The sequence below is a fragment of the uncultured Comamonas sp. genome (assembly GCF_964277875.1).
Classification (GTDB): domain Bacteria; phylum Pseudomonadota; class Gammaproteobacteria; order Burkholderiales; family Burkholderiaceae_C; genus Comamonas; species Comamonas sediminis.
The window spans coordinates 158,735-177,813 of sequence record NZ_CAXYJV010000047.1 but is presented as its reverse complement, the minus strand read 5'-3'; the positions used below and the strand labels follow the sequence as shown (position 1 = coordinate 177,813).

18 protein-coding genes are annotated in these 19,079 nt (G+C 63.1%); 11 read left to right on the top strand and 7 right to left on the bottom strand.

Annotation, left to right across the window (positions count from 1 at the left end; genetic code table 11):
* Window positions 1–45: 45 nt before the first annotated feature.
* Window positions 46–1,422, top strand: coding sequence for an aldehyde dehydrogenase family protein (locus ACHWUQ_RS19665; protein ID WP_394682172.1), 1,377 nt, complete (start codon window positions 46–48; stop codon window positions 1,420–1,422).
* 48 nt (window positions 1,423–1,470) lie between these two features.
* On the opposite strand, the gene ACHWUQ_RS19660 is transcribed toward ACHWUQ_RS19665, so the two are convergent.
* A complete protein-coding gene (locus ACHWUQ_RS19660) occupies window positions 1,471–2,958 on the bottom strand; it encodes a sensor histidine kinase (protein WP_394682171.1) in 1,488 nt (495 codons plus the stop codon).
* Entirely contained in the window at window positions 2,959–3,639 is a 681-nt protein-coding gene (locus tag ACHWUQ_RS19655; protein ID WP_394682170.1) for a response regulator, read from the bottom strand. It lies immediately after the preceding gene.
* A gap of 251 nt (window positions 3,640–3,890) precedes the next feature.
* Here ACHWUQ_RS19655 and ACHWUQ_RS19650 point away from each other — a divergent pair, with 251 nt between their 5' ends.
* The 4 genes from ACHWUQ_RS19650 (at window position 3,891) to ACHWUQ_RS19635 (ending at window position 7,737) form a co-directional block, all read left to right on the top strand.
* Window positions 3,891–4,847, top strand: a complete 957-nt coding sequence (locus tag ACHWUQ_RS19650; RefSeq protein ID WP_312410630.1) for an ABC transporter substrate-binding protein — start codon at window positions 3,891–3,893, stop codon at window positions 4,845–4,847.
* A gap of 82 nt (window positions 4,848–4,929) precedes the next feature.
* On the top strand, window positions 4,930–5,790 hold the full coding sequence (locus ACHWUQ_RS19645; protein ID WP_239811442.1) for an ABC transporter ATP-binding protein: 861 nt from the start codon (window positions 4,930–4,932) through the stop codon (window positions 5,788–5,790).
* A gap of 20 nt (window positions 5,791–5,810) precedes the next feature.
* The gene (locus ACHWUQ_RS19640) at window positions 5,811–6,719 is read left to right on the top strand and encodes an ABC transporter permease (RefSeq protein WP_394682169.1); all 909 of its coding nucleotides are present in this window, start codon (window positions 5,811–5,813) and stop codon (window positions 6,717–6,719) included.
* A 571-nt stretch (window positions 6,720–7,290) separates the two neighbouring features.
* Window positions 7,291–7,737: an IPTL-CTERM sorting domain-containing protein gene (locus ACHWUQ_RS19635; RefSeq protein WP_394682168.1), complete on the top strand. Its 447-nt coding sequence runs from the start codon at window positions 7,291–7,293 to the stop codon at window positions 7,735–7,737.
* A gap of 130 nt (window positions 7,738–7,867) precedes the next feature.
* On the opposite strand, the gene ACHWUQ_RS19630 is transcribed toward ACHWUQ_RS19635, so the two are convergent.
* Window positions 7,868–8,623, bottom strand: a complete 756-nt coding sequence (locus ACHWUQ_RS19630) for an SDR family oxidoreductase (protein ID WP_394682167.1) — start codon at window positions 8,621–8,623, stop codon at window positions 7,868–7,870.
* Between the two features lie 136 nt (window positions 8,624–8,759).
* Between ACHWUQ_RS19630 and ACHWUQ_RS19625 the strand changes: the two genes are divergently transcribed.
* Window positions 8,760–9,674: a LysR family transcriptional regulator gene (locus ACHWUQ_RS19625; RefSeq protein WP_312834625.1), complete on the top strand. Its 915-nt coding sequence runs from the start codon at window positions 8,760–8,762 to the stop codon at window positions 9,672–9,674.
* A gap of 23 nt (window positions 9,675–9,697) precedes the next feature.
* On the opposite strand, the gene ACHWUQ_RS19620 is transcribed toward ACHWUQ_RS19625, so the two are convergent.
* Window positions 9,698–10,618 carry a LysR substrate-binding domain-containing protein gene (locus ACHWUQ_RS19620; protein ID WP_394682166.1) on the bottom strand — a complete coding sequence of 307 codons (921 nt, stop codon included), beginning with the start codon at window positions 10,616–10,618 and terminating at the stop codon, window positions 9,698–9,700.
* Window positions 10,619–10,752: 134 nt separating this feature from the next.
* Here ACHWUQ_RS19620 and ACHWUQ_RS19615 point away from each other — a divergent pair, with 134 nt between their 5' ends.
* Genes ACHWUQ_RS19615 through ACHWUQ_RS19605 form a run of 3 tightly spaced genes read left to right on the top strand, consistent with a single transcriptional unit; the run spans window position 10,753 to window position 13,034 of the window.
* Window positions 10,753–11,124: a hypothetical protein gene (locus ACHWUQ_RS19615; protein WP_394682165.1), complete on the top strand. Its 372-nt coding sequence runs from the start codon at window positions 10,753–10,755 to the stop codon at window positions 11,122–11,124.
* 49 nt (window positions 11,125–11,173) lie between these two features.
* Window positions 11,174–12,106, top strand: a complete 933-nt coding sequence (locus ACHWUQ_RS19610; RefSeq protein WP_394682164.1) for a pyridoxamine 5'-phosphate oxidase family protein — start codon at window positions 11,174–11,176, stop codon at window positions 12,104–12,106.
* 7 nt (window positions 12,107–12,113) lie between these two features.
* Complete coding sequence (locus tag ACHWUQ_RS19605) at window positions 12,114–13,034, top strand: PDR/VanB family oxidoreductase (protein ID WP_394682163.1); 921 nt, start codon at window positions 12,114–12,116, stop codon at window positions 13,032–13,034.
* A 20-nt stretch (window positions 13,035–13,054) separates the two neighbouring features.
* Here ACHWUQ_RS19605 and ACHWUQ_RS19600 read toward each other — a convergent pair whose 3' ends face one another.
* The 3 genes from ACHWUQ_RS19600 to ACHWUQ_RS19590 all read right to left on the bottom strand — a co-directional run bounded on the left by ACHWUQ_RS19600 (window position 13,055) and on the right by ACHWUQ_RS19590 (window position 16,257).
* The gene (locus ACHWUQ_RS19600; RefSeq protein WP_394682162.1) at window positions 13,055–14,770 is read right to left on the bottom strand and encodes a DUF4041 domain-containing protein; all 1,716 of its coding nucleotides are present in this window, start codon (window positions 14,768–14,770) and stop codon (window positions 13,055–13,057) included.
* A gap of 50 nt (window positions 14,771–14,820) precedes the next feature.
* Window positions 14,821–15,249, bottom strand: coding sequence for a DUF4124 domain-containing protein (locus ACHWUQ_RS19595; RefSeq protein ID WP_394682161.1), 429 nt, complete (start codon window positions 15,247–15,249; stop codon window positions 14,821–14,823).
* Window positions 15,250–15,330: 81 nt separating this feature from the next.
* Window positions 15,331–16,257 carry a restriction endonuclease gene (locus ACHWUQ_RS19590; RefSeq protein WP_394682160.1) on the bottom strand — a complete coding sequence of 309 codons (927 nt, stop codon included), beginning with the start codon at window positions 16,255–16,257 and terminating at the stop codon, window positions 15,331–15,333.
* A 29-nt stretch (window positions 16,258–16,286) separates the two neighbouring features.
* Between ACHWUQ_RS19590 and ACHWUQ_RS19585 the strand changes: the two genes are divergently transcribed.
* Together ACHWUQ_RS19585 and ACHWUQ_RS19580 are read left to right on the top strand one after the other, a co-directional pair.
* Window positions 16,287–16,586 carry a hypothetical protein gene (locus tag ACHWUQ_RS19585; RefSeq protein WP_394682159.1) on the top strand — a complete coding sequence of 100 codons (300 nt, stop codon included), beginning with the start codon at window positions 16,287–16,289 and terminating at the stop codon, window positions 16,584–16,586.
* Complete coding sequence (locus ACHWUQ_RS19580; protein WP_394682158.1) at window positions 16,583–19,075, top strand: TonB-dependent siderophore receptor; 2,493 nt, start codon at window positions 16,583–16,585, stop codon at window positions 19,073–19,075. The genes ACHWUQ_RS19585 and ACHWUQ_RS19580 overlap by 4 nt, the downstream gene beginning before the upstream one ends.
* The last annotated feature ends 4 nt before the right edge of the window (window positions 19,076–19,079 follow it).

The following is a 19,079-nucleotide window of genomic DNA, read 5'->3' as shown; positions in this document are numbered from 1 at the left end:
GCTCAGCGACCGCAGATGGAAGCCCTTCATTTGGAGCGCATCGCCATGGCAAACAAGTTCCAACCTATTCTGGATGCCCAGAAGGCGCGTTTTCTCAGTGACCAGACCAAATCAGCGGCATGGCGCTTGGACCAGCTCGAACGGATGGAGCGGATGCTGTTGGAGCACCAACAGGCATTCTGCGCGGCGCTCTACGACGATTTTCGCAAGCCCTCGTTTGAGCAGCTGTTCGAGATCACCGTGCCGCTGGGCAATATCAAGTACTACCGCGAGAACCTGGGCACCTTGATGGCGCCCCAGCGCGTGCAGATTCCCAAGGGCCTGGAGGCCACCGGCAACCGGGGCCTGGTGTTGAAGGAGCCCTACGGACCGACGCTCGTGATCGGGCCCTCCAATGCGCCTGTGCTGCTGCTGCTCGACCCTGCCATTGCTGCACTTGCAGCGGGCAACCCGGTAGTGCTCAAGCCCGCCAACACCACGCCGGCGACGGCTGCGCTGTTTCAGACACTTGTGCCTCGGTATTTCGAGGCCGAGAATGTGGCGATCGTCACCGGCGGCCGTGAGGAAATCGGCGCGTTGCTGGAGCTGCCGTTCGATTTCATCTTCTTTACCGGCAGTTCTGCGGTTGGCAAGGTGGTGATGCGTGCAGCCGCCGAGAACCTGACGCCTGTCATCCTGGAGCTGGGCGGCCAGAACCCGACCATCGTCGACGAGACCGCCAACCTGGATACCGCCGCAGACCGCATTGCCTGGGGCCACAATGCCATCTCCGGCCAATGGTGCATCGCGCCAGGCTATGTCTATGTGCATGAAAGCGTGGCCCGGGCATTCCTCGCCAAGCTCAAGGCATCCATTGTCAAGATGTACGGCAGCGATCCCCAGCACAGCCCGGACCTGGCCCGCATGATCAGCAGCCACGACGCGCAACGCGTTGCCTCCTACATCGTCGCTGATAAGGTGGTGCACGGCGGCCGCTATGACGTCGAGGCTCGCTATGTCGAACCCACCGTGCTCTACCCGTCCACCTGGGACGACCCTGCGATGCAGCAGGAGGTCTTCGGCCCCGTGCTTCCGGTGATGCCCTATACGGATCTGAAGGACATCGTCAGCGTCATGAAACGCAAACCCAAGCCACTGGCGGCCTACATCTTCAGCCAGAACCAGGCGCACATCGACTATGTGTTGGGCAGCTTGTCGTTCGGCGGCGGCTGTGTGAACCAGACCAATCTGCACTGCTGGATCGACAGCCTGCCCTTCGGCGGCGTGGGCTACAGCGGCATGGGCAAATACTATGGCAAGGCGGGCTTCGACGCGCTGAGCAACACCAAGGCGATGCTGATCGGCAATCCCGACCAGGACCTGGATGTCTTTCCGCCGTACGAGGGCAAGGACAATGCCAGGAGTCTCAGCATATTTTCCTGAGCCGCCCCAGGCCCGCCGAGCGGCTCCCGCGCTGCCCTCTGAGCCGTATCAACCGGCGCCGGCCGTGCGTGCAAAGCGCACGCTGATGCGCAGGCCCGGGCCAAAGGGCGGCGTGTAGCGCTGCTGCGCATCGGCCAGTTGCAGGCTGGCGCCCGTCGCGCGTGCCACCTCCTGCACAATCGCCAGCCCCAGGCCGGTACCGGGCGTGTCATTGGCCAGGCGGTAAAAGCGCTCCAGCACCCGATCGCGGCTTTGGGCCGGTATGCCCGGGCCATTGTCCTGCACCGACAACAGCAGGCTGTCGGCGCTGGCCTCCAGGCCCAGCGTGACCTGGCCTTGCGGCGGGGTGTAGCGGATGGCGTTGTCCACCAGGTTGGCAATCAGCTCTGGCAACAAACGGCTGCTGGTGTACAGCGAAAACACATGCGGGCCGGCAGCGCGGGTGGCCGCATCTGCCGTTGCCGCAGCAGGCGCTTCGCTTTCCTCCCAACCCAGGTCGATCTGCTTGAGGTCGGCCGCCGGCGCCATCGCCTCCAGGCACTGCAGGCACAGCGCGCGCAGGTCCACCCATTGCGGCGGTTGGGCCGCGTGTGCGGCATTGCCGGCCTCGGCCTGTGCCAAGGTCAACAACTGGTTGGCCACATTCAGCAATTGCTGGTTGCTGCGCTGCAGCCGTTGCAGTACGGCCAGGCGCTGCGCAACCGACAGGGCCGCCAACTCGGCCGGCGTCTGGCCCAAGGCCTGTTCCAAGGTATGGGCCTGGATGGCCAGCGGCGTGCGCAGCTGGTGCGCTGCATCCGAGATGAACTGGCGCTGGCGCGCCACCTGCGCGCGGATGGTGCGGGCAAACTGGTTGACGGTATCGGCGAGCGGCCGCAGCTCCTGGTGGAGCTGGCGCGAGTCGAGGTGAAAATCCACATCCCCAGCCGGGCGCCCGGCCAGCTGGCGCGCCATGCGCAGCAGCGGGCGCAGCTCCAGGGTCAACGCGGTGGCACTCACCAGCACAGCCACGGCCAGCGCCCACAGCAGGTACTCCATCGTCGGCCACCACAAGGTCTGGACCATGTTGTCGCGGCTGTGCGTGGTCTTGCCGACCAGGATGGTGATCTCGCGCGCGCCGGCCACGTCATACATGGCCCGGCGCGTGATCACGGCACGGATCGGCTGGCCTTGCCACAGGGCGTCATACCACTGGGCGTTGTCGCTGCCGCTCAGCGTCAGTTGCGGCGGCTGCGGAAAGTTCTGCTGGCCCGCCAGCAGCTGGCCTTGCGCGTCCATCACGCTCAGGTAGACATGGTCGCGCGCCGGCGACATGAACAGGCTCAGCGCCGAGGGCGGCACGCTGGCGCGCACATCGCCGTCCTCCCAGATCAGGCGGTCGGCCAGGATCTTGGCCGATGACAGCAGGTCATGGTCCTGCACATAGTCCGCGGCATCCTCGGCATGCTCATGGGCAAACCAGCCGCACAGGCCCACCAGCACCGCCAGCGGCAGCAGTAGCCACAGGGCCAGGCGTGCGCGCAGGCTGTGCAACATTCAGTCCCCGCCGGCCAGTTTTTGCTTGAGCAGGTAGCCCACGCCGCGCAAGGTCATGATCGTCGTGTCGCTCGCCTGCAGTTTCTTGCGCAGCCGGTGCACGTACAGGTCCACCGCGTCGGCGCTGGCCTCTTCGTCCATGCCGTAGATCACGGCCATCAAGCGCTGCTTGGGCAGCGCGCTGCCGTTGTGCAGCATCAGCGCTTCGAGCACGCTGCGCTCGCGCGGCGGCAGGGCCAGCTCCTCGCCCGCCACGCTGAACAAGCGGGTGCGCAGATCAAGCTGCAGGTTGCCGCAGCGCACATGGTTCTCACGCCCGGGCATCTGGCGCCTGGCAATGGCCTGCATGCGCGCCAGCAGCTCGCGCACTTCCACCGGTTTGACCAGGTAGTCATCGGCGCCAATCTCCAGGCACAGCACTTTCTGATCGAGCGAATCACTCGCCGTCAGCACGATCACCGGCAGGCTGTCACCGCGCTCGCGCAGGCGCCGCAGCAGCGCCTTGCCGCTGAGCTGGGGCAGGTTCAGGTCCAGCAGCAGCAGGTCATAGTGCGATTGGCTCAGCAGCTGGTCAGCGGCGTCGCCACGGTCCACATGGTCCACCACAAAGGCATGCTGGCGCAGCAGCCCGGCCAGGGACTGGGCCAGTTCCAGGTTGTCTTCGACCAGAAGGATCTTCATCGGAGGGGGTGGCGCACCAAAGGCCAGCAAAAAAGATCAGGGATAACCACTAAAAATGCTGCGGTGCAGCGAAAGCGCACTGAAAGGGTGCAGTTTCTAGACTCTGTTCCTATCCGGTGCATTATGCGGTCGCCCAGGGCGGCTGTGCTGAAGATGCCAGGACCACAACGTCAAGGAGACACTGCATGACCCCATTCCACGCTACCCGCCGCAACGCGCTGGCCGCCATTGCCGCTGCCGCTGTCTGCTGCATGGCCAGCACGGCTGCCCAGGCGGCCGACGACACCGTCACCATCATGGTGGGCGGCATCAACAAGATCATCTACCTGCCCGCCAAGCTGGCCGAGTCGCTGGGCTATTTCAAGGAAGAGGGCCTGAAAGTCGAGTTGCAATCGCAGCCGGCCGGCGTGGATGCGGAAAACCAGCTGATCGCAGGGGCCGTGCAAGGCGTGGTGGGCTTCTATGACCACACCATCGACCTGCAGGCCAAGGGCAAGGAGATCCAGGCCATTGCCGTGTTCTGCAAGGTGCCCGGTGAGGTGGAGCTGGTGTCCACCAAGGCGGCCGCAGGCGGCTTCCAGTCGATGGCCGATGCCAAGGGCAAGACCCTGGGCGTCACCGGCCTGGGCTCGTCGACCGAGTTCCTGACCCGCTACCTGGTCGACAAGCAGGGCGTGGCCAGCAAGGATTACTCGCTGCTGCCCGTGGGCGCTGGCAACTCCTTCATCGCCGGCATGAAGCAGGACCGCATCCAGGCCGGCATGACCACCGAACCAACCGTGTCGCAAATGCTCAAGACCGGCGACGCCAAGGTGCTCGTCGACATGCGCAGCGAAGAGGGCACCCAGGCCGCACTGGGCGGCCTGTACCCTGCCGCCAGCCTGTATGTGCGCAACGAATGGGCCGCCAGCCACAAGGACCAGGCGGCCAAGCTGGCCCGCGCCTTTGGCAAGACCATGCAGTACATCAGCAGCCACAGCGCCGAAGACATCGCCGACAAGATGCCCAAGGACTACTACGGCAACGACAAGGAGCTGTATGTGGCGGCGCTGAAGGCCTCGCTGCCGATGTACACCAAGGACGGCAAGATGCCCGAAGGCGGCCCCGAGACGGTGCTCAAGGTGCTGTCGGCCTACAAGCCCAATGTGAAGAGCGCGCACATTGACCTGGCCAAGACCTATTCCAACGCCTACCTGAGCGCCAAGTAAAAAAGCGGCGCAACCCGCCCCGCAGCGCGGCCCCGCCGTGCTGCAGCCCGCGCGCCCCACCACCCACATCCGGGAGACCACCATGTCCTATGCCACCCAGGCGGTTGCCAGCCAGCAACCGTCCAGCAGCCTGCAGCCCAAAAACGCCGCTGCCTCTGCAAAATCAGCCGATGCGGCCATTGAATTCGACAAGGTGTCGCTGCGCTTCATCGCGCCGGACGGCACAGCGACCCTGGCCCTGCGCAATTTTTCGATGTCGGTGGCCAAGGGCGAATTCATCGCCATCGTCGGCCCCACCGGCAGTGGCAAATCCACCACATTGAACCTGATCACGAGCTTGCTGCAACCAACGGTGGGCGAGGTGCGCGTGATGGGCAAGAAGGTCGAGCAGATCGATCCGCGCATCGGCTTCGTATTCCAGGCCGATGCCGTCTTCCCCTGGAAATCGGTGCGCGACAACGTGGCCGCCGGCCCCATCTTTCGCGGCACCCCCCGCGAGCAGGCGCTCAAGCTGGCCGACGAGTGGATCCACCGCGTGGGCCTGGCCAACTTTGGCAACCACTACCCGCACCAGCTCTCGGGCGGCATGCGCAAGCGCGTGGCGCTGGCGCAGACCTTTATCAACCAGCCGGAAATCCTGCTGATGGACGAGCCCTTCTCGGCGTTGGACATGCAGACCCGCACCCTGATGCAGGACGAGCTGCTGCGCCTGTGGTCGGCCTCCGGCGGCTCGGTCGTGTTCGTGACCCATGACCTGGAAGAGGCGATTGCGCTGGCCGACCGCGTGTTTGTGCTGACGGCCCGCCCCGCCACGTTGAAGCGTGTGTACGAGATCGACCTGCCACGCCCCCGCGTGATGAGCGAGGTGCGCTATGACCCGCAGTTCATCGACCTGTCCAAGCGCATCTGGGATGACCTGCGCGAAGAAGTCCATATCCAGTAATACAAGGCAAGGAACACACCATGTCGGAACTCACCCTCAACCCCGCCGCCACCCACAGCCCGCCACCCGCACCGGCTGCGCCAGACCACATCCCCGCTGCCGTGAGCGACGCTGCGCTCGCGCAGGAATCGGTGGCCGCGCAGGCGGCCATCAAACGCCGCAAGGCCGTCATCATCGGTCTGCGCCTGCTGGTGCTGGTCGCCGTGCTGGGCGGCTGGGAAGTCTCGGCCCGCATGAAGTGGATCGACCCCTTCTTCTACTCGATGCCCTCGATGATCTGGAACCAGATTGTGGAATGGGTGCGTGACGGCACATCGCAAGGCCCGCTGTGGCAGCAGGTGCTGGTCACGTTGGAAGAGACGGTCATCGGCTTTCTGATCGGCTCCATCGCTGGCGTCATCTGCGGCATTGTGCTGGGCCGCAACAAGCTGCTGTCCGATGTGTTCTCCATCTACATCCAGATCGCCAACTCCATCCCCCGTGTGGTGCTGGGCTCGGTGTTTGTCATTGCGCTGGGCCTGGGCATGGCGTCCAAGGTGGCACTGGCTGTCGTGATGGTCTTCTTTGTGGTGTTTGCCAATGCCTTCCAGGGCGTGCGTGAAGCCGACAAGTACATGATCGCCAATGCCCAGATCCTCGGTGCATCGCCGCGCCAGGTCACCATGTCGGTGGTGATTCCTTCGGCCATGTCCTGGATTCTGGCCAGCCTGCATGTGAGCTTTGGTTTTGCGCTGGTCGGCGCCGTGGTGGGCGAGTTCCTCGGCGCCAAGGAGGGTATCGGCCTGCTGATCTCCACCGCGCAGGGAGCTTTCAACGCCAGCGGTGTGTTCGCCGCGATGATCGTGCTGGCCGTGGTGGCCCTGGGCGCCGACTTCTTGCTCACCCGCCTGGAAAAACGCCTGCTCAAATGGCGCCCCGCCGCCTTCTGATGCCCTGACCTGACCCCGATGCAAGCGCGGCCCGGGGCCCGCTTGCCCGACTCCTCGCCGGTGGAACAAGCGCTCTCTCGCTTACCGGCCTTACGCCAGCTCCGCCAACCGAGCTGGCGTTTTTTTGTGAATCAATCAGACTTGGATAATTGACAATTCGGTCAAAAAATATGCTTTGCCTGCATTTTTACAGAAGACGTCTATCTCGGTTGAAACGTCGATTGTTATTGTTTTTATTAGAATAAATGAATTGATATATGTCAATTTTTGCGGTAACTGCGCTGGGTCTGCTGTTAACATATTGATTCCTAGTGCAACTGTGTGTATCAGTATGTTCCCCACCTTCCGTTTGGCCTCTGCAGTACTTCTTAGCCTCGGCACGCTCCATGCAGCCCATGCCGCCCAACAGTGTTTTGTCAGTGGAAGCGGTGGCGCTACCACCTATGGCGCCGTCACTGCAACCGTGAGCGGAACTTGCCAAGACAACACAGTCACTGCAGGCCCTTTTGAGCCAGGGACGGCCCAGCTCACAGGCGGCGCGCAGTCGTGCACCTACACCTTTGACAAGCCGTTGCAGACCAGCACGGTAAGCATCAAGGCCCACGGAATCCGGACCCTGGGCTCGTCGCTGCGTGTGCGCCTCAACGGCGATCTATACCAATCCGTTGCTGCAGACATCGGCGAGCCGCTGGCGGGCAGCACTGCAACCAACCCCCTGGTGATCAAGGACACTGGGTATACCGGCACGGCATCCCCCTTCTCGTCCGGTACTTTGACGCTGACCAACAATCCACCAGCCACCGTCAACAGCATCACTGTGGCGATGGGCGGGGGCTGGCCGGGCTGGATCCAGGTCTGTGCCGACGATGGCGCAGTGACCACACCGGTCGCTCCCGCAGTATCCGTACCCGTGCCTACGCTGTCCGACTGGAGCCTGATGCTGACCTCGGGCCTGCTGGCCGGTATTGGCTTCTTTGCCTTTATGCGCAAAAAGCGCGCTGGCCGCCCTGCCGCCTAAGCCTTTGCGCTGGCAAGACGAGGCCCGCCATTGCGGGCCTTTTTGCTGTTGGGTGCAGCATGCAGTCCTTGCGGGCTGCGGGCAGCAGGCTACGCTTGCCGCCCGCTGCTTGGCATTTGTGTCCCATGCTTCAAACCTGCGCCAAGCCACCATCGACAAACAGCTCGGTACCGGCGATGAACTTTGCCTGAGGCGAGGACAGGAAGAGCACCGCATCCGCGATCTCATCGACTTCACCGACACGGCCGATCGGCACCTGGCTGGCCATGTAGTCCAGCAGGCCTTGCTGCTGCGCGGCATCGTTGCCGGCCAGCTCCACCAGGCCAGGGGTGCGGATGGGGCCGGGGCTGACGACATTGACGCGGATGCCGCGCTCCTTCAGGTCCAGGGTCCAGCTGCGGGCGAGATTGCGCACGGCGGCCTTGGAGGCGCTGTAGATGCTGAAGGCGGCGGTGCCGGTGGAGCCGACGACCGAGCCGGTCAGCACGACGGAGGCGCCATCACGCAGCAGCGGCAAGGCCTTTTGCACGGTAAACACGAGGCCCTTCACATTCGTGCCAAAGGTGGCGTCGAAATGCGCTTCGGTGATGGCGCCCAGGGGCAGCATCGAGCCGCCGCCGGCATTGGCGTACAGCACATCGATTTGCGGGTGGCTTTGCTGCACGGCGTCGTAGAGGCGGTCAATGTCGGCCAGCTTGGACATGTCGGCCCGCACACCGGTAGCGCGGGGGCCAATCGCCTTGACGGCCTTGTCCAGCTCTTCCTGGCGGCGGCCGGTCACAAACACATAGGCGCCTTCGCTGGCAAATTTCTTGGCGGTGGCCAGGCCAATACCGCTGGTGCCACCGGTGACGACGACGACCTTGTTGTCAAACTTGCGTTCCATTTTTCCTACTCCTTGATGTGTGCGGCGAACCGTTCGTCGCAGTGGTGCAATGATGCAGGTGGAACAAAGTTTTGAGTAGATGGCCAAAATGGATATCATTGTTCCAATATTGAGACAAAAAACAGGAGCGAGGCCCATGCGAGATATCAACGACTACGCGCTGTTCGCCGAGGTGGTGCTGCACAGCGGCTTTGCCGCAGCAGGCCGTGCGCTGGGCATGCCCAAGTCCACGTTGAGCCGGCGCATTGCAGCGTTGGAGTCGCGCTTGGGTGTGCGCTTGATCGAGCGGTCCACCCGGCGCTTTCGGGTGACCGAGGTCGGCCAGGCCTTTTACGAGCGCTGCCGCACCATCGTGCTCGATGTGCAGCAGGCCGATGCTGTGGTGTCCGATGCGCTGGGCGAGCCCCATGGCGTCGTGCGCTGCAGCTGCCCCTTGGGGCTGATGGAAATCCTCTCGCCCACCTTGACCGATTTTTTGCAGACCTACCCCAAGGCGCAGCTGCAGATGGTGGCCGCCGACCGGCCCGTCAACCTGATCGATGAGCGCATCGATGTGGCCATCCGCGTGCGCACCAGCTTGACGACCGATGCCGCGCTAGTGATGCGCACCCTGGGCCATTCAAGCCGCATTCTGGTGGCTGCGCCCAGCCTGGCCAAGCAGTGCAAAAAGGGCGATCTGCAGCTGCTGGGCGAGCTGCCTACCTTGGCCAGCACCGAGCAGACCGGCACCATCACCTGGGAGTTTTGGGATGGCGATGGCCAGCCCCGTGCCATCAGCCACGCGCCCCGCATGACCTGCGCCGATTTTGGCGCGCTGCGCTCAGCGGCCTTGGCTGGCCTGGGCATTGCGCTGTTGCCCGAGCACTTTTGCAGCAAGGAGCTGGAGCGTGGAAGCCTTGTCCATGTGTTTCCGCAGTGGCGTACGGAGACCGGCATTGTGCACATCGTGTTCACCACCAGGCGGGGCTTGCCGCCGGTGGTGCGGGCGTTTATCGAGCATCTTGCCGGGCGCTTCAAGGGGGAGCTGGCCGATACCGCAACGGCGAACTAGCCGTGGCGCTTCAGCCACGTCAGCTAGCGCGGTTCTGTAGGCAGCGCAAACTCCCCCAGCCGCGCACGCAAATGCTCAGCCAGATGCTCGACCAGCGTTGCCACCCTTGCCGTGCCATGCTGCTTGCTGGGGTAGACCAGCGACAGCGGGCGCGGCGCAGGCTCCAGGCCGGGCAGGATGCGGACCAGCTCGCCACGGGCAATCGCATCGAGCACCTGGTAGTGCAGAAAACGGCCAAAGCCCTGGCCGGCGATGCAGCCGGCGATATTGCCGCCGACGGTATTGCAGCGCATGCGGCCCTGTACCTTGACCCGCTCCAGCCGGCCCTTGCTGACAAACTCCCAGAGGTTGGCATCGCCCACCCCGCCAAACTCTATACAGGGCAGGGCGGCCAGATCTTGCGGCTGCTGGGGCAGGCCGCAGGCGGCGACCAGGGCGGGGCTGGCTGCAATCACCTGGTGGATGTCCACAACATGGCGCGCCACCAGGCTTGAATCGGGCAACGGCGCAATGCGCACGGCCAGGTCCAGGCCTTCTTCGACCAGATTGACCACGCGGTCCAGCAGCAAGAGCTGCACGTCCACCTGCGGGTAGCGCTGCAGGTAGCTGGCCACCAGCGGGGCCACATGCAACTCGCCAAATTTGACAGAGGCCGTCAGGCTGATGCTGCCCGAGGGCTCGGCCTGGGCCCGGCGCATCGCCTGCTCCGAATCGGCAACCGCTGCGCGGATGGCCAGCGCATGCACACGGTAGGCCCGGCCCTCATCGGTGATCGCCAGGCGCCGGGTATTGCGGTTGAAAAGGCGCACGCCCAGGTGCTTCTCCAGCGCAGCCAGAGTGCGCACCACGCTGGGCAGGGACAGCTCCAGCGCCTCGGCAGCGCGGGTCAGGCTGCCCAAATCGGCAATGGCCAGAAAGACATCTATCGCGTGGAGGCGGTCCATGGTACGGGTGATTACTGCAAAAAATGGAAGAATTAAATCAATTCTCTGACATTTATCACGTTTGAGTAAATAGATAAATTTACTTCTGTGGCGGCAACCTTCGTTTTGTCTCAACGCCGCCGCAAGGACTATTTATGAAAACCGTCATCGTTGTTTTTTCCGATCCCCAATCCGGCACGCAAGAAGCGCTGGGCCGCGTCGTGAACGCGCTGTTCCTGGCCTACGAGCTCAAGGAAAAGAACCGGGATTTCGACCTGGTGTTCCAAGGCACGGGCGTGCGCTGGCCTGCCGAGCTGGTCAAGCCCGAGCACCCCGGCCATGCGCTGTACGAAGCCGTGCTGGACCATATCGTTGCCTGCGGCGGCTGCGCCGACGTGTTTGGTGCGGGCGCAGGCCTGGCACCTACCGGTATCGAACTGGTGCGCGACAAGTCCATCCCTGGCACCACCGGCGTGCTGGATCTGTCGCTCCACCTGGACGCGGGCCACACCCTGGTCACCTTCTAAGCCCGGTTGCTGACACCTGTTGCGAGCCTGTACCTGACCAGGAGCCCCTATGGACGACAACATCTTTCACGCTGGCGAACGCCTGGTGCAGGAGCGCACGGGCGAGCGCGGCACGGCGCTGATCAACAGCCGCAGCATCAGCACCGGCATCCCAGCGGCCGCACGCAACTTTGTCGCCCAGCAGCGCTGGTGCATAGTGGGCGCGGCCGATGCGGCAGGCGCCCTGTGGGCTTGCCTGCTGAGTGTCGAGCCCGGCTTTGTGCAGGCCAGCGATGACCTGCGCAGCCTGCAGGTGACCAGCAGCGACCCGCAGGGTGTGCTGGCCCGCATGGCCCCGATGGCAGATTTGCAGCCCGGGCAATCCGTCGCCGTGCTGTTGATCGAGCTGCAGACCCGCAGGCGCCTGCGTATCAATGGCCATGTGACACAGGCATCCGCGCAGGCGCTGGAGGTGGCGGTGGGCCAGGCCTTTGCACTGTGCCCCCGCTATATCCAAAAGCGCGAACTGCTGCCGCTGGAGGCAGCATCCGCACCTGACCACTGCGCCGGCGCCACGGCCACCTCGGGCACGGTGCTGGACGAGGCCACATCCGCCTGGATTGCTCGCGCCGACACCTTGTTCATCGCCAGCCTGGGCCCCAGCGGGGACGCCGATGTATCGCACCGGGGTGGCCGGCCTGGCTTTGTGCAACAACGGGGCCAGGTGCTGCGCATTCCTGATTTCAACGGAAACAGCATGTTCAACACCCTGGGCAATCTGGAGCTGGAGCCTCGCTGTGGCCTGGTCTTTCCGGACTTTGAACGCGCGCGCCAGTTGCAGCTGACCGGCCATGCGCGCGCCCATTTTGGTGTCGAGGCCGACATCGACCAGACAGGAGGAACCGGGCGCTGGATCGAGTTCCAGGTGCACAGCTGGCGCAGCACGCCGCTGACCCTGCCCCAACGCTGGCGCCTGCTGGAAGCCTCGCCCTACAACCCTTGAGACTGTTATGGAACTCCTGACAAGCCTGGACCTGGTGGTTGCTGAGAAGCAAGCCATCGCCACCGACATCGTGCGCCTGGTTCTGCGCCACCCCGAAGGCGAGCTGCTGCCCGGCGCAGAACCCGGTGCCCACGTCGCCCTGGATCTGGACGGCCTGGTGCGGCGCTACTCCTTGCTGCACACCGGCCCGGCACTGGACCACTACAGCATCGCCGTGCTGCGCACTGCGCAGAGCCAGGGCGGATCACATTTTGTCCACGACCAGCTGGCGGTGGGGGACCAACTGCGCGTGCTGGAGCTGGCCAACGAATTTGCACTGCTGCCAGATGCGCCGCATGCGCTCTTGATCGGCGGCGGCATTGGCATCACTCCCTTGCTGAGCATGGCCGAGCATCTGCAGCAAGCAGGGCAGAGCTTTGCCTTGCACCAGATCGTGCACGACACGACCCGGCTGTGGCCGCTGGCACCCGGCCTGCCGGCCCAGACCCACATCGGCCGCAGCAGCCTGGACCTGCCCGGGTTGCTGGCCGCGCAAGTGCCCGGCAGCCAGGTCTATGTCTGCGGGCCTGCCGGCTTGGTCGGCGCCGTGCGCGCCGCCGCAGCGCAACTGGGCTGGGCGCCCGGACGCATCCACAGCGAGAGCTTTGGCGCCGCTGCCGATGCCAGCGATGGCCCATTGCGGGTCACCCTGGTGCAGTCGGGCCTGAGCATGGATGTGGCGCCCGGCCAATCCTTGCTGGATGCCTTGCTGGCTGCAGGCGCCTGGACGGGTTACGAGTGCCGGCGCGGCGTCTGCGGTGCCTGTCTGACCGAGGTGGTCAGCGGCACCCCCATCCACCGCGACAGCATCGCACCTGCATTGCGCGGCAATGCGATGTGTACCTGTGTGTCCTGGGCGGAGGGGCCGGAGTTGGCGTTGAATCTTTGATAAGTGCCTACTGCATCACGTTATTCAGTGGCGGCCAGTTCTAGATTCTTAAGCTCGCCATCGTCAGTCATGGAGGAGTTCAAGTCCGCTTCTTGCTGAATTTCATAGTCATTTTGTAGACGCATCCACTCATTTTCCAACGATGGGTTGGCATGCATGGTTGCCTCGATGGCCAACGATTCTCGGTACTCCGCAGCGGCGGCAGCCATTGTCCATGATGCGTCGATACCTCGACGCTCAACGGCTTCGCGTAGTGCGCCAATGCCAATGCGAAAGAACTCCTTTCGAGGATTGATTTTGTTCAGTTGGGTCTTGATGAACTCCATGTGCATGGCGCGCTCAAGACCTGGGGCATCATCCGACCAGATCATGGCATGCACGTCAAATGAGAATGGCACGCTGGCATCCCCCAGTTCCCGGACACGGTCCATAGGGTCCAGGCGGCGTGTCATACCAATTTTGAACACGCTCTCACCAAAAGATCCCTCGTTGGAAATGATGTAAACATGGCCTGCACGGGTTTGCTGCGCCATGGACTGTGCACGTTGGCTACGAGCTTCTGCTTCGGTCAATCGTTGCTGTAATTCGGCTAGCTGGACTTCGTATTTGCTGCGTTGTTCGTCATTCGCCTTCTCGATGTGATGGCGCATGCGCAGCATGGCTTTTTCAATAGCTTCCTCCTCTTTAGCGGCATCTTTCAGTGCCTTCTCGATTTCTTTGCGAGCCCGTTCCTCTTCGCGAATCCGCTCACGAATCTCGCGTTGTTCCTGCTTTTCTCTCTCGCGCAAGCTATGTACTGCCACAGCCCAGCGTAGCTCTTGCAGTCGGGCATCCAGATATTCGTCACTGATCCTGGCGTTTCGGAATGCACTGCCGTGGTGGTTGACCACAGAGAACGCATCTTTAATCTGTTGTTCCAAGGTGCCGAAGTTGTCCTGTTTAGCCCTGGTCAGAATGGTGTCGACCTTGCCATTGAATGCATCGACGACAAAGTGGATGGCTGTGGTGCGTCGGACTGCCTCCACATAGCCGCATTCGGCCGCTTTGAAATGTGACGCCAATAAAAAGGTTCGCTCTCTTGCCATCTTGAGCTGCTTGCCTGCGTCATCGAATGAGTACAGATCTGCGAGCTCGTCGATCAAGCCAAAGGTAGGTTTTAGATACCGGTCGCCATAGCCTTGAATGATGTTGTGTATCGCTTCAGAGGTGGCCTTCAAAGAGTCCGCCTCTTTGAGGGCGCGATAAGCGTCACCAGCAATTCGCTCCGCACTTTCCTTGGCGCTGTTGATAATCATCGTGGCTTGGTCGTTGGCATCCTTGGTCAGTTGTTCGATTTTAGCTCGGCGGTCTTTGGACAGTCGGGTGGCCTCATCACGGAGAATGGTCCCTTGGAGAGCAAGGGATTCATAGTGCTCTCTTGCCTGACGGTCAGATTCAATGCGCGAGTCATGGGCGGATTGCAGAATGCGCTTGGCCTCCTGTGCTGCATCAGCACAAGCTTGGAATGGTTCCAAGGCCTTTACTTTTGCGTTCATGGTCGCGATGGTGGACTCGTGTGCTTGAAGGTCTAGCGTTTTATCGACAATGAGCGCCCGCAAATTTTTGATCAGGTTCTCGTTGTCCTTCAGCTTTGCCTGGAGAGCCGTTTGGGTACTAGCACTGACCTTGTCAGACTTGGCTTTCTGCACGTGCACAAAGATGATGTAGCAGACGGCCAGAAATAACAGAAATGCCACGAAAGCTCCTTGTGATTTGAAAAATACTGAACTGGGAGAGAACGCAGCGCTTAGCAGTTCAGATCATGGAAGCGCTTGCGCGCCTTGTACAGATCTACTTCAGCACGTGCCAGATCATTGGCTGCCGCTGTTTGCACCGATTGATTGAGCGCCGGCAGGCGGGAGTCCAGCCATGCGCATTCAAGCTTGTCTGCGGGGCTGAGCTTGAAGCGGCGCTGGTACACCCGGTACTCATCGGCGTTCATTCCTGTCAGGGGCTGGATGGCTTCTGCCAGGGCGGTGTTGTACTCGTCGCGCCGCACATCTTTGCCCTTGCGGCTCTTACCCGTCATCTTGTCCATGCCCTGGGTAGGAGTGGCGTCGATTTCCGTCGCGCCTACACAGGGCGCATCCGAGTAGCTCACACGTCCAGCCGTTTCGCAGCGGTAGACAGGCTTTTGTGCAAAGGCAGGCGCGGCGCAGCAGACCAGGGCCAGCAATAGCAGCGACCGCGTGGATGGGCCGCGGCTTGCATGGAGAGGCGTGGAGAACAAGCGCATCGACAGACCTTCAGCCATCCATCACGCCGCCGCAAGCGTGCCACGGCAACCGGGGAAGGTCGAGCAGCCCCAAAAGGACTTGCCGGCATTGGCACCCTGGCGTGCGGTGCGCAGCTCCATTGCGGCGCTGCAGCGCGGGCAGGCGGGTTGGGCCGGGGCAGGGCTGGTTGCAACAGGGGCGGTAGCCGAGGCCGTCGCAACAGCGGTGCGCACTGGCGCAGCAGCTGGGGTACTGCTGGCTTGCGTAGCCTTGGGCCCCTTCACCAGCGATTGCCGTGCGCGCTGCACCATCGCAAACAGCTGGTGGCCATCGACCAGGGTGATATTGCGACCCCGTGCAAATTCCTGGGCATCGTTGCTGAATCGGCCGGAGGTGACCACAAAGCCACCTGTTGCGCCCCTGGCGGCCATCACGCCATAGAGCTCGCGCACGGTGGCAATGCCCACGCGCTGGGCCTTCCATTGTTTGCACTGCACGAGGAATTTCTCGCTGCCCTTGAGCAGCACCAGGTCCACGCCGCCATCGGGCCCATTGCCGCCCAGCTCGATGATGCGAAAGCCCTGCAGCCGGTAGGCCTCGCCCACCAGCAGCTCAAACTCGCGCCAGCTGATGCCGTCGAGCGCGGCGGCGTCTTGCGCCTGAGCCACCGTGCTGACCAGGGCCTTGCGCTGCTTTCTGCGCCAAGCCGACATAGCGGCGGCTATCAAACACATCAAGGGCAGCAGGTACTGGCCGATGGAGGCCAGGCCATAGATGAAGCCCTTTTGAATCACGGCCGCCATCATGTCGCCGGGGCGGCCCACCAGGTCTGCCGTTGGCAGTACCACCGCCAGACGGTGCAGGAACACATAGCTGGCCCCCGCCAGTGCCACACAGATCCACCAGGGGAGAAGCGCCAGCAGATCCAGCATGTCTTCGAACCCGCTGCTTTTCTTGCGTCTTGCCATGGTGTCCCCCTGTCCTGGTTTGCTGATGGATGCTTGTCTTTGTGCGGCTGGCTGATGGGGGTGCGACGCTTGAAACGCTGCGCACAGATCATGAGCTGCCTTATATTACAAAATGTATCTTTGTGATCTTACGCTTGGCTGACGCGCTGGCCTGGGGCATCGCCTGGGGGACAGGGGGCGCAACAGAGGCTGCTGTTGGCGGCAGGGAAAAATTTTTCAACTATTTTTCAATCCATGTGATCACTTTTTGGATCTCGTTCGGTGTACAGGGCAATGGCGCCATGCAGTGCCGCTCTCTTTTCCCAGATCACCAGGACAACGAACCATGACTCTCTCTTCCCAACGCCACAGCCGGCACCGTGAACGCTTTGCGCTGGCTTTGCTGCATGGCGCCATCCGCGCCACCCTCGTCGGGGGCAGTGCCGCAGGCCTGGCGCTGGCAGCGCCGTTTGCCATGGCGGCCGAGCCGGCAGCCGGCGCCAAGAGCTATGCGATTGCAGCGGGCCCGCTGTCCGATGTGCTGGCGCAGTACGCGGCAACGGCCGGTGTGCAGCTGGTGTTTGAGCCGTCCATCCTGGCGGGGCTGCGCAGTGCCGGCCTGCAAGGCAGCTATGGCGAGGCGGAGGGCTTTGCCCAGCTGCTGCGCGGCAGTGGCTTTGAGGTGGTCAAGCAAGGCGGGGCCGCCTATGTGCTGCGCAAGCTGCCGGCGGCCAACCCTGCGGCAGCGGCTGGCGCAGCGGCATCGGACATGACCCTGAACACCGTCACCGTGACGGCAGCGGCCCACCGCAGCGGCACCACCGAAGGCACCGGAAGCTATGCGGCAACCCAGTCCAGCACCAGCGCCAAACTGAACCTGAGCCAGCGCGAAACCCCGCAGACCCTGACGGTGATCACCCGCGAGCAGATGGACGATGCCGGCATGACCTCGGTCGATGACGCGCTGCGCGCAGTGAGCGGTGTGTTTGCGGTCGATGGCGGCAGCATTGGCAGCAACTACTACAGCCGGGGCTTCAGCATGCAGGCCCAGGTCGATGGCATGGCCACGCCTTCGGGCATCGACAGCGGCAACCGCTCGCCCAAGTTCGACAGTGCCTTTGTCGACCGGGTCGAGGTGCTGCAAGGCGCGGCCGGTTTGCTGGCCGGCGCAGGCAGCCCGGGCGGCACGGTCAACATGGTGCTCAAGCGCCCGACCGATACCTTCCAGGCGCAGGGCGAGGTGCAGCTGGGCTCGTGGAAAGAGCGGCGCCTGGTCGGCGATGTGTCCGGCCCGCTGATCGACTCGGGCGTGATCCGGGGCCGCCTGGTGGCCGTGTCTGATAACAGCGAGTCCTTCACCCACTATGTCTACCGCGACCGCTATGCGGGCTACGGCATTGTCGAGGCCGACCTGGGCCCCACGACCACGTTGAGCGCCAGCGTGCAGCTGCAAAAGGACACCAGCCGGGGCCATTTTGGCGTGCCGCTGGCGGCCGATGGCAGCGATGCCGGCCTGCCGCGCTCGTCCTTCTGGGGCGATGCCGACCATCGCTCGGTGCGCGACTACAACATCTACACCGTGGGCCTGGCCCAGCAGCTGGCCGGCGCCTGGAGCCTGAAGGCCAACTACGCCTGGCAGAAGACCAACAATGATATCGAGAACTTCAGCAGCCTCTCGGGCAGCCTGAACCCTGTCACTGGCGATGGCCTGTTCATCGGCAGCCGCCAGCGCAACTACACCTCGGTGATGCGCGCCCAGGTGGTCGATGTCTATGCCACCGGACCCTTTGATTTTCTGGGCCGCCGCCACGAGCTGACCCTGGGCGTCAACGGCACCAGCTACCGCGACGAGAACGCCGGCACCGGCTACTCGTCCACCACGCCGATCAATGTCTACACCTTTGATCCCGAAGGCCTGGGCCCCATCCCCGATGGCCTGCGCGCATCGACCAGCAAGACCAAGACCAGCAATATGGGCGTCTATGGCGTCGCGCGCTGGAGCCTGACCGACTCGCTCAAGCTGATCACCGGCACCCGCATCAGCAACTACGAGCGCAAGAATACCTTGACCGGTGTGGTTGCGCCCAAAGAGAAGGGCGTGGTCACGCCCTATGCCGGGCTGGTCTATGACATCAATTCCCAGTACTCGGCCTACTTCAGCTACTCGGACATCTTCAACCCCCAGACCAACCGCAGCCAGGATGGCAATGTGCTCGACCCGGTGGTCGGCGCCAACTACGAAGTGGGTATCAAGGGTGAGCTGCTGAACAAGCGCCTCAATGTGTCGGCCGCGCTGTTCCGCCTGGCGCAGTCCAACCTGGCGGTGCTGGATTCCTCGGTGCCCAACAACCCCAGCAATGCCTGCGGTGGTGCCTGCTATACCGCAGCGGGCAAGGTCGTCAGCCAAGGTATTGACCTGGGCGTGAACGGCCAGGTCAGCCGCGCGCTGAACTTGGCAGCGGGCTATACCTATACCTCGGCCGAGTATGTGGCCGGCCCGCAAAAGGACCAGCGCTTCCGCACCGAGCAGCCGCGCCATAGCATGCGTCTGGCCGCGAACTACCAGCTGCCGGGCACCCAGTGGTCGCTGGGCGGCAATGTGTCTGCCACCAGCAAGGCCTATAAAAACGGCGGCTCGGGCGCCAATGCCTGGACCATCGAGCAAGGCGCGCTGGTGCTGGTGGGCCTGAACGCCAAGTACCGCATTACCCCCAAGACCCAGCTGAACCTGGTCGTCAGCAACCTGACGGACCGCAGCTACCGCCACCTGTATGGCCGCGAGTACGCGCCGTTTGGCGAGCCGCGCAAGTTCAGTGCTAACCTGCGCCATGATTTCTAAGCCA